10 protein-coding genes are annotated in these 12,345 nt (G+C 64.6%); 9 read left to right on the plus strand and 1 reads right to left on the minus strand.

The window, feature by feature from the left end:
* Positions 1 to 44: 44 nt before the first annotated feature.
* The 3 genes from FJ430_RS03560 to FJ430_RS03570 all read left to right on the plus strand — a co-directional run bounded on the left by FJ430_RS03560 (position 45) and on the right by FJ430_RS03570 (position 2,740).
* A complete protein-coding gene (locus FJ430_RS03560; protein WP_140709217.1) occupies positions 45 to 866 on the plus strand; it encodes an arylamine N-acetyltransferase family protein in 822 nt (273 codons plus the stop codon).
* A gap of 3 nt (positions 867 to 869) precedes the next feature.
* Positions 870 to 1,868, plus strand: a complete 999-nt coding sequence (locus FJ430_RS03565; RefSeq protein WP_140709219.1) for an LLM class flavin-dependent oxidoreductase — start codon at positions 870 to 872, stop codon at positions 1,866 to 1,868.
* A gap of 71 nt (positions 1,869 to 1,939) precedes the next feature.
* Entirely contained in the window at positions 1,940 to 2,740 is an 801-nt protein-coding gene (locus FJ430_RS03570; RefSeq protein ID WP_140709221.1) for an inositol monophosphatase family protein, read from the plus strand.
* Here the strand turns inward: FJ430_RS03570 and FJ430_RS03575 are convergent.
* Entirely contained in the window at positions 2,730 to 3,749 is a 1,020-nt protein-coding gene (locus FJ430_RS03575; RefSeq protein ID WP_140709223.1) for a LacI family DNA-binding transcriptional regulator, read from the minus strand. The genes FJ430_RS03570 and FJ430_RS03575 overlap by 11 nt on opposite strands.
* A gap of 219 nt (positions 3,750 to 3,968) precedes the next feature.
* Between FJ430_RS03575 and FJ430_RS03580 the strand changes: the two genes are divergently transcribed.
* From FJ430_RS03580 to pmtA, 6 genes are all read left to right on the plus strand, one after another.
* Positions 3,969 to 5,549 (plus strand): sugar ABC transporter ATP-binding protein, encoded by a 1,581-nt coding sequence (locus tag FJ430_RS03580; RefSeq protein ID WP_140709225.1) that lies wholly within the window; start codon positions 3,969 to 3,971, stop codon positions 5,547 to 5,549.
* The gene (locus FJ430_RS03585) at positions 5,546 to 6,841 is read left to right on the plus strand and encodes an ABC transporter permease (RefSeq protein ID WP_140641985.1); all 1,296 of its coding nucleotides are present in this window, start codon (positions 5,546 to 5,548) and stop codon (positions 6,839 to 6,841) included. Before FJ430_RS03580 ends, FJ430_RS03585 begins: the two co-directional genes overlap by 4 nt.
* 18 nt (positions 6,842 to 6,859) lie before the next feature.
* On the plus strand, positions 6,860 to 7,828 hold the full coding sequence (locus FJ430_RS03590; protein WP_140709227.1) for a substrate-binding domain-containing protein: 969 nt from the start codon (positions 6,860 to 6,862) through the stop codon (positions 7,826 to 7,828).
* A 464-nt stretch (positions 7,829 to 8,292) separates the two neighbouring features.
* Positions 8,293 to 10,209, plus strand: a complete 1,917-nt coding sequence (gene dnaK, locus FJ430_RS03595) for a molecular chaperone DnaK (protein WP_140709229.1) — start codon at positions 8,293 to 8,295, stop codon at positions 10,207 to 10,209.
* Between the two features lie 222 nt (positions 10,210 to 10,431).
* Positions 10,432 to 11,562: a molecular chaperone DnaJ gene (dnaJ, locus tag FJ430_RS03600; RefSeq protein WP_140641991.1), complete on the plus strand. Its 1,131-nt coding sequence runs from the start codon at positions 10,432 to 10,434 to the stop codon at positions 11,560 to 11,562.
* Positions 11,563 to 11,727: 165 nt separating this feature from the next.
* Positions 11,728 to 12,330, plus strand: coding sequence for a phospholipid N-methyltransferase PmtA (gene pmtA / locus FJ430_RS03605; RefSeq protein ID WP_140709231.1), 603 nt, complete (start codon positions 11,728 to 11,730; stop codon positions 12,328 to 12,330).
* The last annotated feature ends 15 nt before the right edge of the window (positions 12,331 to 12,345 follow it).

Genomic DNA, 12,345 nt, shown 5'->3' on the forward strand with positions numbered 1-12,345 from the left:
GCGAGTGCCTATATCGGACCGGTCAAGCCGGACCTGTCCCCTGAATGAGCGACTTCGATCTCGATGGCTATTTCGCCCGCATAGGCTATGACGGGCCAACCGACGTTTCGCTCGCCACGCTGCAGGCGCTGCACGCAATCCACCCGCAGGCGATCCCGTTCGAGAACATCGAGGCCTTGATGGGCGTTTCCGTCGGCCTCGACGTCGCTTCGCTGCAGGACAAGATTTTCAGCCAAGGCCGCGGCGGCTATTGCTTCGAGCACAATCTGATCTTCATGCATGCGCTTGACGCGCTGGGGTTCACGGTCAGCGGACTTGCCGCCCGCGTGCTCTGGGGCCAGCCTGATGACGCGATTACGGCGCGCAGCCATATGCTGCTGCGCATCGAGCTTGGCGGCCGTGCCTATATCGCCGATGTCGGCTTCGGCGGCCTGACGCTGACGGCGCCGTTGCTTTTGAAAGCCGGGCTGGAGCAGCGGACGCCGCACGAAGCCTTCCGTCTCGTCGAGACCGGCGGACAATTCCGCCTGCAGGCCAATATCGGCGGTGATTGGCGCACGCTCTACCGCTTCGACATGAGCCAAGCCTATGAGGTCGACTACCGGGTCGCCAGCCATTTCCTGTCGACGCATCCGAGCTCGCATTTCCTGACCACGCTGGTGGCCGCGCTCGCCTTGCCCGACCGGCGCTATGCGCTGCGCAACAACCGGCTGTCGACGCATCATGCCGGCGGCCGCAGCGAGCAGCGCGAGATCGCGACGGCCGCCGAACTCGCCGACGTGCTGGAGAACCAGCTCGCCATCGTCGTTCCCGACCGCGCCGCCTTCGAGACGAGGCTGCGGGAAAAACGCATCGTGGAGATTTGACCAATGACGGACCTTTCGGTTCTCGACCTGTCGCCGATCACGCAAGGCAGCACCGCAACGCAGTCGCTCGCCAATTCGCTCGACCTTGCCCGCCATGCCGAGCGGCTGGGCTACAAGCGTTACTGGCTGGCCGAGCACCACAACATGCCGGGCATTGCAAGCGCCGCGACGTCGGTCGTGATCGCGCATGTCGCCGGCGGCACCAAGTCGATCCGCGTCGGCGCCGGCGGCATCATGCTGCCCAACCATGCGCCACTGGTGATCGCCGAGCAGTTCGGCACGCTGGCCGCGCTTTTTCCCGGCCGCATCGACCTCGGTCTCGGCCGCGCGCCGGGTACCGACATGCTGACCGCGCGAGCGCTGCGCCGCAACCTGGAGTCCACCGATAACTTCCCGCAGGACGTGGTCGAGCTGATGGGCTATTTCCAGCCGGCCGAGGAAGGCCAGCGCATTCGCGCGGTGCCCGGCGAAGGCCAGACCGTGCCGGTCTGGATCCTCGGCTCCAGCCTCTATGGCGCGCAGCTAGCGGCACTTCTTGGCCTGCCTTACGCCTTCGCCTCGCATTTCGCGCCGGCCGAGCTCGACCATGCGCTGGAGGTTTATCGCACGCGGTTCCAGCCCTCGGCGCAGCTCGACAAGCCCTATGTCATGCTCGGCCTCAACGTTTTTGCCGCGCCGACCGACGCCGAAGCGAAGCTTCTGTTCAGCTCGCTGCAGCAGGCTTTCGTCAATCTGCGCAGCGGGCGGCCCGGCCAGTTGCCGCCGCCGGTCGAGAATTACGACCGTGATCTCGATTCCGTCGCGAAGAGCATGCTTGCCCAGGCGCTGTCTTGCGCCGTCGTCGGCTCGCCGGAAACGGTGCGCCAGGGCGTCGACGCCTTCATCCGCCGCACCGGCGCCGACGAATTGATGGTGACGGCGCAGTGCTTCGATCACGCGGCGCGCGTGCGTTCCTTCGAAATCCTCGCCGACGTGCACAAATCGATGTCGAAGGCCGCCTGAGAGGGCCGCTTTTGAATGACACACCGGTCTGCTAAGGGCGGGGACGACCTTTCCTCAACAAAGAGTTCCCCGTGACCCACGACCTCGACGACCGCATGCATTTTGCCATCGACCTGGCGCGGCGCGCCGGCGAGCTTGGACTGAAATATTTTCGCGACCTCGACAATCTGACCGTCGAGAGCAAGGGCCACCAGGACCTGGTTTCCGAAGGCGACCGCGAGGTCGAGCTGTTCATCCGCGCGGCGATCGCCAAGGCCTATCCGCAAGACGGCATCGTCGGCGAGGAGCACGCGGCCGTGGCCGGAACAACCGGTCATATCTGGGTGATCGACCCAATCGACGGCACCGCCAATTTCGTGCGTGGCATTCCCGCCTGGTGCGTGGTGATCGCCTGCGCCAGGGATGGCGAGACAGAGGTCGGCGTCATCCATGAGCCTTTGACCGACGAGACCTTCTACGGCCGGCTCGGCGGCGGCGCCTTCCTCAACGGCAAGCCGATCAAGGCCAGCGATGCCACCTCGCTTTCGGAAGGTTCGGTCGGGACCGGGCTCTCCAACCGCGCTTCGACCAAGAACGTCGTCGTGCTCATCATCCTGATATTGGGGGAGGGCGGTGTCTTCTACCGCAATGCCTCGGGCGCGCTGATGCTTGCCTATGCGGCCTCGGGCCGGCTGCTCGGCTATGTCGAGGAGCACATGAATGCCTGGGACTGCCTGGCCGGCATGCTGCTGGTCGAGGAGGCCGGCGGCACGGTGCTGAAAGCGGACCCCAAGACCGTGATCGGCAAAGGCACCCGCGTGATCACCGGCGGCAAACACATCTTCCCCAAGCTGCAGCTGCTTTGCGAGACCGCCTTCGGATTTACGCGCTGACGGTCTGCGCGACCGCGCCCAGCGGCCGGCAGGAATTGCGGATCATCAGCCGGCCCTTGAGGACGAGCTTGCGCGGCAGCGCGTCGCGGTTGCCGGCCAGCCGGTCGAGCAGAAGGTTCGCCGCCTGCTCGCCGATCGCCTGCACGGGCTGTGCCACGGTGGTCAGCTGCGGCACGAACACGTCCGACCAGGGGAAATCGTCGAAACAGGCGACCGAGATGTCCTCGGGGCAGGATAGGCCGATGTCGCGGATCGCCTTCATGGTGCCGATCACCATCGGGTTGTTGGCCGAGAAGATCGCGCTTGGCCGGTCGTGCAGCGACAAAAGCTGCATGGTGGCGTTGTAGCCGTCGATCTCGTGGAAATTGCCGGAGCGAACGAGCTCCTCAGCCACCGGCAGGCCGGCGGCCTGCAGCGCCTCGCGGTAGCCGATCATGCGGTCATGCATGGGCGATATGTCGGAGGTGCCGGTGATGTAGCCGATGCGCCGGTGGCCAAGATGGATCAGATAGGTGACGGCGTCGAACACGGCGCGCTGGTTGTCCAGCACCACCGCGTCGGTGTCGACGCCTTCGCAGAGGCGGTCGAGCAGCACCACCGGCACGTTGGCGTCCTCGACGATGCTCTTCAAAATGCCGCCGTCGCCGACGCGCGCCACGATCAGCCCGTCGACCATGCGGTCGAGCAGCAGGCGTATCTGCTCGTCCTGCGTGTTCAGATCCTCATCCGTGCAGCACAGCATGACGGCATAGCCGGCGCGGTCGAACGCCTGCTGGATGACCGAGACGACATCTGTGAAGAACGGGTTGGTGATGTGCGGCACGGTGAGCCCGATGGTCCGCGTGGTGCCCATCTTGAGGCTGCGGGCAATGGCGTTGCGCTTGTAGCCGATGTCGCGGATCGCCTGCTCGATGCGCCGGGTAAGCTCCGGACTGACGGTGGCGGTGCCGTTGAGCAATGCCGACACGGTGGCCACGGACACACGCGCCGCTTCCGCCACATGCAGCATGGTCGGCGCTGTGGATTTCCGCTGTTTTTTCCGCCCTGACACCGTCATTTTCGAAACGTTTAGCCGCCCCTATTTGGCTAAACCTACGTAAACCCGGCGTTTTTCGCAAGAATTGAAATGCATCAATCCTCGGTGAGGAGATAGGCGCTTGACACATTCGAAACGTTTAGATTAGCGTTCGGACAGTCGAAGACGACGGAGGGAGGCCGTCCTTTTGCCATGCAGCGCGCTGAGTCCATCACGACTGGCAACGCGACCGCCGACGGTCCCGCCGTCGTCCTGAGCGCGACCGGCATTTCCAAGCGATTTGGCGGCATCGCCGCGCTGTCCGATGTGAGCCTGGACCTCAGGCCCGGCGAGGTGCACGCGCTGATGGGCGAGAACGGCGCCGGCAAGTCGACGCTGATGAAGATTCTCTCCGGCGTCTATACCGATTACGAAGGCGCCGTGGCTATCGATGGCCAGCCGGTGCGTTTCACCGGTGTCCGCGACGCCGAGGACGCCGGCATCGCCATCATCCACCAGGAGCTCAACCTCGTCCCCGAGCTCAGTGTCGCCGACAACATCTTCCTCGGCCGCGAAAAGCTGATCGCCGGGCTGGTCGTCGACCGCAAGGCGAGCAGCCGCGCAGCCAGCGCGCTGCTGCGGCGGCTGGGCATCGAGCTCGATCCGGAAGCGCGGGTCGGCACGCTCAGGGTCGGCGAGCAGCAACTGGTGGAGATCGCCAAGGCGCTGTCGAAATCGGCACGCATCCTGATCATGGACGAGCCGACCTCGGCGCTGTCGCCGGCCGAGTGCGAGCGGCTGTTCCGCATCATCGGCCAGCTTGCGGCGAGCGGCGTCGCGATCGTCTATATCTCGCACCGCATCGACGAGGTGATGCACCTGGCCAGCCGAGTGACGGTGCTGCGCGACGGGCGCCATGTGATGACTGACGACATGGCGGGGCTGGGCGAAGACGCCATCATCTCCGCCATGGTCGGGCGCGACCTCCTCGCTTCCTCCGATCATGAGCGCGGCCCCGGCGACAAGGTGGTGCTCTCGGTCAGGGACCTGTCGCTGTCGAAGCCCGACCGGCATGGCTGGCGCACGGTCATCGACGGCGTCGGCTTCGACCTTGCAGCCGGCGAGATCCTCGGCATCGGCGGGCTGCTGGGTTCCGGCCGCACCGAGATCCTGGAAGCGATCTTCGGCTCCAGCGGCGGCCGCACCGGCGGCGAGATCCGGCTCGACGGCGCACCGGTTGAGATCGGCTCGCCGCGCGAGGCCCGCCGGCTCGGCATCGCCCTGGTGACCGAGGACCGCAAGACGCAAGGCCTGCATCTCCAGGCCTCGATCACCGACAATGTCGCCCTGCCCCTGGTCGGCGCGCTGGCGCGCTTCGGCCTGCGCTCGCGCTCAGGCGAGCAAGGCCTTGCGCGAGAGGCGGTCAGCGCGCTCGGCATACGCTGCGAAAGCATCGAGCAGGCCGCCGGCACGCTGTCGGGCGGCAACCAGCAGAAGGTGGTGATCGGCAAATGGCTGGCGACGCGGCCGCGCGTGCTTCTGCTCGATGAGCCGACGCGCGGCATCGATGTCGGCGCCAAGCGCGAAATCTACGACCTCGTCTTCAAGCTCGCCGGCGACGGTTTGGCGATTGCCGTGATCAGCTCCGAACTGCCCGAGCTTCTGCATCTCGCCGATCGCATCCTGGTCATGGCGGAGGGCCGCCAGCGCGGCATCCTGTCCCGCGCCGAAGCCAGCGAAGAGGCGATCATGCGGCTTGCCGCACCAAGAAGGACCGCGAGGCCCGCCGCATGAACCTCATCAGCCTTCTCTCCCGCACCAAGCTTTACTGGGGGCTGATCGCCATCTTCCTGATCGGCGTGTTCGGCTCGCCGATCAGTTCCAAGGGCAACAACATCTTTTTGTCCTACGGCAACCTGCTCGACGTGCTGCGCCAGGTGTCGACCACCGGCCTCATCGCCACCGGCATGACGGCGGTGATCCTGACCGGCGGCATCGATCTTTCCGTCGGCTCGCTGATGGCGATCTGCTCGGTCGTCTGCGCCATGCTGCTGACGGTGCCGGGCGTCACGCCGTCGGCGGCGCTCGGCGTGCCGACCACCGCGCTGGTCGCCTTGTGCCTCGGCGCGCTCGTCACCCGCTTCATCCTGCTCAACATCGAGAAATCCCGCGCCGGCGCCGAAGCCGGCCGCGAGGTGCGGCTGGACAAGGCGCGCGGGCTGGTCATCCCGGGCGTGGTCGGCGTCATCCTATGCTGCCTTTCGCTGTGGTACCTGCTGCCGCAGGTCGAGACCAAGTTCGGTGTGCTCGGCGTGCTTCTGGTGGCGCCTTGCGTCGGCCTTCTGTTCGGCACCATCAACGGCTTCATCATCGTCGCCGGGCGGCTGCAGCCCTTCATCGTCACGCTGGCGATGATGGTGACGGCGCTCGGCATCGCCAGGCTGACCGCCGGCCAGAACAATGCGGTGCTGCCGGTCTATACCGGTTCCAACGCCACCGCCGAATTCGAGATCCTGCGCTCGCTGGTGTTCGGCGTCGTGCCGATGCCGGGCCTGTTCTTCCTCGGCGCGATCGTGATCTACGGCGCGGTGCTGCGCTTCACGCCCTTCGGCCGCTATGTCTACGCCATCGGCGGCAATGAGGAGGCGGCGCGGCTTTCGGGCATCGCCGCCGGGCGCGTCAAGATCGCCACCTATGCCGTGTCCGGCCTGCTCGCCGGCATCGCGGCGGTGCTTTACGTGGCGCAGTACCGGCAAGGCAAGCCCGATGCCGGCGCGGGGCTCGAGCTCGACGCCATCGCCGCCGTGGTCATCGGCGGCACCAGCCTGATGGGCGGGCGCGGCAGCCTTATCGGCACCTTCTGCGGCGTGCTGATCTTCGGGCTGCTGTCCAACATCCTGCAACTGCACAACATCAATTCCAACCTTCAGCTGGTGCTGAAGGGGGCGATCATCATCGGCACCGTGCTCGTGCAGGAGCGCAACGCCGGCGACCTTCTCAGCTATCTGCGCCTGCCCAACGGACGGGCGGCGCAAAAGGAAACGGCCGCGGCCAAGCGACCGTCACAGGAGACCTCGTCTCTATAATCCGGAGGAAACAGGACCATGAAACGACGTGATATGCTGAAGCTCGCCACTTTCGCGGCGGCACTGCTGACGACCACCGCAATCTTGTCCGGCAACCATGCCTTTGCCCAGGACAAGAAGTGGAAGATCGGCTTCTCGCAGGTGACGACCATCGAGCCTTGGCGCGCCCAGTTCAACAAGGACATCATCGCGGAGGCCGCCAAGCACCCGGAAGTCGAGCTGATCATCACCGACGGCGAGGACAAGACCGAAAAGCAGGTCGCCGATGTCGAGAACCTGATCCGCCAGGAAGTCGACGCGCTGCTGGTGTCGCCGAAGGAATCGGCCGGGCTCACCGGCGTGGTGCAGCAGGCGATCGACGCCAAGATCCCGGTCTTCGTGCTCGACCGCAATGTCGACACCAAGGATTACACGCAGTTCGTCGGCGGCGACAACGCGCTGATCGGCCGCGCCGCGGGCGAATACGCCGTCGAGCTCCTCGGCGGCAAGGGCAAGGCCGCGGGCAATGTCGTCGAGATCTGGGGCGGCATAGGAACGCAGCCGGCGCATGACCGCCATGACGGCTTCCATGAGTTCACCGACAAGGAGCCGGGCATCAAGTACCTGCTCGACCAGCAGTCGGGCGACTGGAAGCAGGACCAGGCCTACAACATCATGGCCAACGCGCTGAAGACCAACGAGAAGATCGACCTCGTCTACGGCCACAACGATCCGATGGCCTATGGCGCCTATCTCGCGGCCAAGGACGTCGGGCGCGAAAAGGACATCAAGTTCATCGGCATCGACGGCCTGCCCAACGAAGGCGTGCAGATGGTGAACAAGGGCGAACTGACGGCGACCTTCACCTATGTCACGCCGGGCGCCGAGGGCCTGCGCCAGGCGATCAAGTTCCTAAACGGCGAGAAGGTCGAGAAGACCATCACGCTGCCGACGGAAAAGGTCACCAAGGACAACGCCGCCAAGATTCTCAAGGACAACGGGCTCTAAGCCCGGGATACCCTGCCGGGCCACGCGCCCGGCAGGGCTTTTGCCCGGGCGCCGGGCGCTCTTCAAATCTCGTCGCCAGGTGCCGAAAACCATGGCGGCGACGCGGATCTCCGGCTCTTTCGCGACCGAAAGTCACGCCCGCCAGGGCAAGCCGTGCCCTGCCCGGAAGGCCTATCCGCGCGCCGTCAACCGCGCCTGTTTCAAAAAAGCGATCCGGAACAATGCGATAGCGCGATCTCGCGCCGGTCCTGCCGCAAGGCGCGGCGGCTCGCCTTCCGGCCCGTGCCGAGACGACGGACACCTTGCGCAGAATGCTTGCGCCTTGTGTCGCCTGTTCTTATATACGCGCCAGCCGTCCGGCCTCGAAAAGCGGGGACCGCGATGGGATTTCTTGTGAACAGGGGCTTTCGTCGGAACGCCTTTTGAAGGGTCCTGAGAGCCTGCTTAGAGGAGAGACTAGAACAATGGCAAAAGTTATCGGTATCGATCTCGGCACCACCAATTCCTGTATCGCCATCATGGATGGCAAAGACCCCAAGGTGATCGAGAACGCTGAAGGCGCGCGCACGACGCCTTCCATCGTCGCCATCTCGAATGACGGCGAACGTCTCGTCGGCCAGCCGGCCAAGCGCCAGGCGGTCACCAATCCGGAAAACACCATCTTCGCGGTCAAGCGCCTGATCGGCCGCCGCTATGACGACCCGGTGACGGAGAAGGACAAGAAGCTTGTCCCCTACAAGATCGTCAAGGGCGACAATGGCGACGCGTGGGTCGAGGCCGGCGGCAAGAAGCAGTCGCCCAGCCAGATCTCGGCCATGATCCTGCAGAAGATGAAGGAGACGGCGGAAGCCTATCTCGGCGAGAAGGTCGAGAAGGCGGTCATCACCGTTCCGGCCTATTTCAACGACGCCCAGCGTCAGGCGACCAAGGACGCCGGCAGGATCGCGGGCCTCGAGGTGCTGCGCATCATCAACGAGCCGACGGCCGCGGCGCTCGCCTATGGCCTGGAGAAGAAGGACGGCAAGACCATCGCCGTCTATGACCTTGGCGGCGGCACCTTCGATATTTCCGTGCTGGAAATCGGCGATGGCGTGTTCGAGGTAAAGTCGACCAACGGCGACACCTTCCTCGGCGGCGAGGACTTCGACATGCGGCTCGTCGAGTATCTGGCGGCCGAGTTCAAGAAGGAACAGGGCATCGACCTGAAGAACGACAAGCTTGCCCTGCAGCGCCTCAAGGAAGCCGCGGAAAAGGCCAAGATCGAGCTGTCGTCGACGACGCAGACCGAGATCAACCTGCCCTTCATCACCGCCGACGCCAGCGGCCCGAAGCACCTGACGATGAAGCTCACCCGGGCGAAGTTCGAAAGCCTGGTCGAGGACCTCGTGCAGCGCACGATCGAGCCCTGCAAGGCGGCGCTCAAGGATGCCGGCCTGAAGGCCGGCGAGATCGACGAAGTGGTGCTGGTCGGCGGCATGACGCGCATGCCCAAGATCCAGGAGATCGTGAAGCAGTTCTTCGGCAAGGAGCCGCACAAGGGCGTCAACCCGGATGAGGTCGTCGCTCTCGGCGCCGCCATTCAGGCCGGCGTGCTGCAGGGCGACGTCAAGGACGTGCTCTTGCTCGACGTGACGCCGCTGTCGCTGGGCATCGAGACGCTGGGTGGCGTGTTCACCAGGCTGATCGAGCGCAACACGACGATCCCGACCAAGAAGAGCCAGACCTTCTCGACCGCCGAGGATTCGCAGTCGGCGGTGACGATTCGGGTCTTCCAGGGCGAGCGCGAAATGGCGGCCGACAACAAGATGCTCGGTCAGTTCGACCTAGTCGGCATCCCGCCGGCCCCGCGCGGCGTGCCGCAGATCGAGGTCACCTTCGACATCGATGCCAACGGCATCGTCAACGTCTCGGCCAAGGACAAGGGCACCGGCAAGGAGCACCAGATCCGCATCCAGGCTTCGGGCGGCCTGTCCGACGCCGACATCGAGAAGATGGTGAAGGACGCCGAGGCCAATGCCGACGCGGACAAGAAGCGCCGTGCCCTCGTCGAGGCGCGCAATCAGGCCGAAGCGCTGGTGCATTCTTCCCAGAAGTCGCTCAAGGACTATGGCGACAAGGTCTCGGAGGCTGACCGCACCGCGATCGCCGACGCCATCGCCGCGCTGAAGGCCGCGGCCGAAGGCGACGACCCGGCCGATATCGAGGTCAAGTCGCAGTCGCTTGCCGAAGCTTCGATGAAGCTCGGCCAGGCCATGTACGAGGCCTCGCAGAAGGAAGCGGCCGAAGCCGACGCCAAGGCGGATGCCGCCAAGGATTCGGACGTGGTCGACGCCGACTTCGAGGAAATCGACGAAGACGACGACAAGAAGAAGTCGGCTTGAGCCGGCTGACGGCGAATAAGTGCAAAAGCCCGGCGCAAGACCGGGCTTTTTTGCAACCTTCGTTGAAAAAGTGCGGACCTGCCTGAAAATGTGACGGAAAAACCCGGAGTGGCGCCGGCTTGGTACTAGCATCCGGGAAACATCGCTCCTAAATCCAAGAACGTGCCGGCAAACGTCGCCAACAATGCTTGAAGACATTGAGCATCCGGACAGCGGGAAAAAATGAAAGCTGATTTCTACGAAACGCTGGGCGTGCAAAAAGGCGCCGACGACAAGGAACTCAAGAGCGCTTTCCGTAAGCTCGCCATGCAGTTCCATCCCGACCGCAACCCGGGTGACGGTGCCTGCGAGCACAAGTTCAAGGAAATCAACGAAGCCTACGAGACGCTGAAGGACCCGCAGAAGCGCGCCGCCTATGACCGTTTCGGCCACGCCGCCTTCGAGCAGGGCGGCATGAACGGCGCAGCACACGGTTTCGGCGCCGGCGGCTTCGCCGACATCTTCGAGGATATTTTCGGCGACATGATGGGCGGCCGCCAGCGCCGTTCCTCCGGCGGCCGCGAACGCGGCGCCGACCTGCGCTACAACATGGAAATCACGCTGGAAGAAGCCTTTGCCGGCAAGACGGCGCAGATCCGCGTGCCGGCTTCGATCTCGTGCTCGGAATGCTCCGGCAGTGGCGCCAAGCCCGGCACGCAGCCGGTGACCTGCTCGATGTGCCACGGCCACGGCAAGGTGCGCGCCACGCAAGGCTTCTTCTCGATCGAACGCACCTGCCCGCAATGCCAGGGCCGCGGCCAGACGATCAAGGACCCCTGCCCGAAATGCGCCGGACAGGGCCGCGTCACCGAGGAGCGCTCGCTGTCGGTCAACATCCCGGCCGGCATCGAGGACGGCACCCGCATCCGGCTGGCCAATGAGGGCGAAGCCGGCCTGCGCGGCGGACCGTCCGGCGACCTCTACATCTTCCTGGCGGTCAAGCCGCATGAATTCTTCCAGCGCGACGGCGCCGATCTCTACTGCAAAGTGCCGATCTCGATGACGACGGCAGCGCTTGGCGGCTCCTTCGAGGTCACCACGCTCGACGGCACGCAGACCAAGGTCAAGGTGACGGAAGGCACGCAGAACGGGCGCCAGTTCCGCTTGAAGGGCAAGGGCATGCCGGTGCTGCGCCAGCCCAATGTCGGCGACCTCTATATCCAGACGGCGGTCGAGACGCCGCAGAACCTGACGCGCCGGCAGCGCGAATTGCTGGAAGAGTTCGAGCAACTCTCCTCGAAGGACAATTCGCCCCAGTCGAGCGGCTTTTTCGCCCGCATGAAGGACTTCTTCGAGTCGTTCGGCGAAGGCTGAGGTCTTTTTGACGCAAGTCGTTGTCCCAAAACCGCTTCGCGCTTTTGAGCGACTTGCGTTCGGCTTCCCAAGCGTCGTCAACACCTTATGCCAGGTTGACGCCTTGCCTTGTTCCACCCAACTGCTAAGTAGCGGATCGGGGGGTGAGCATTGAGGAGAGCTCGCATGGCACGTAGTCCCGGGTTGCGCAAAGCGCTGGCGGAAAAATTCGACGACGAGCTGAAGTTCTTCAAAGGCTGGATCGACAAGCCGAAAACCGTCGGCTCGATCGTTCCCACCAGTTCCATCACCGCCCGCAAGATGGCGTCGATCGTCAATCCGAGATCGGGCCTGCCGGTGCTCGAGGTCGGGCCCGGCACCGGGGTCATCACCCGCGCCATCCTGGCCCAGGGCGTGAAGCCCGAAAACCTCTACGCGGTCGAATACTCGACCGACTTCGTGCGCCATCTGCGCGGGCTCTATCCGGGCGTCAACGTGATCGAGGGCGACGCCTTCAATCTCAATGCCACGCTCGGCGACAAGCGCGACATGATGTTCGATTCGGTCGTTTCCGGCGTGCCGCTGCTCAACTTCCCGGTCGCCCAGCGCATCGCCTATATCGAAAGCCTGCTCGACCGCATTCCCGCCGGCAGGCCGATCGTGCAGCTGACCTACGGTCCGCTGTCGCCGATCCCGCCCGGCCGCGGCAATTACATGGTCAAGCATTTCGATTTCATCATCCGCAACATCCCGCCGACGCAGCTTTGGATCTACCGAAGGGAGGGATAAGGCAGTAGGGAATAG

The sequence above is a fragment of the Mesorhizobium sp. B2-8-5 genome (genome assembly GCF_006440675.2).
Taxonomy (GTDB): domain Bacteria; phylum Pseudomonadota; class Alphaproteobacteria; order Rhizobiales; family Rhizobiaceae; genus Mesorhizobium.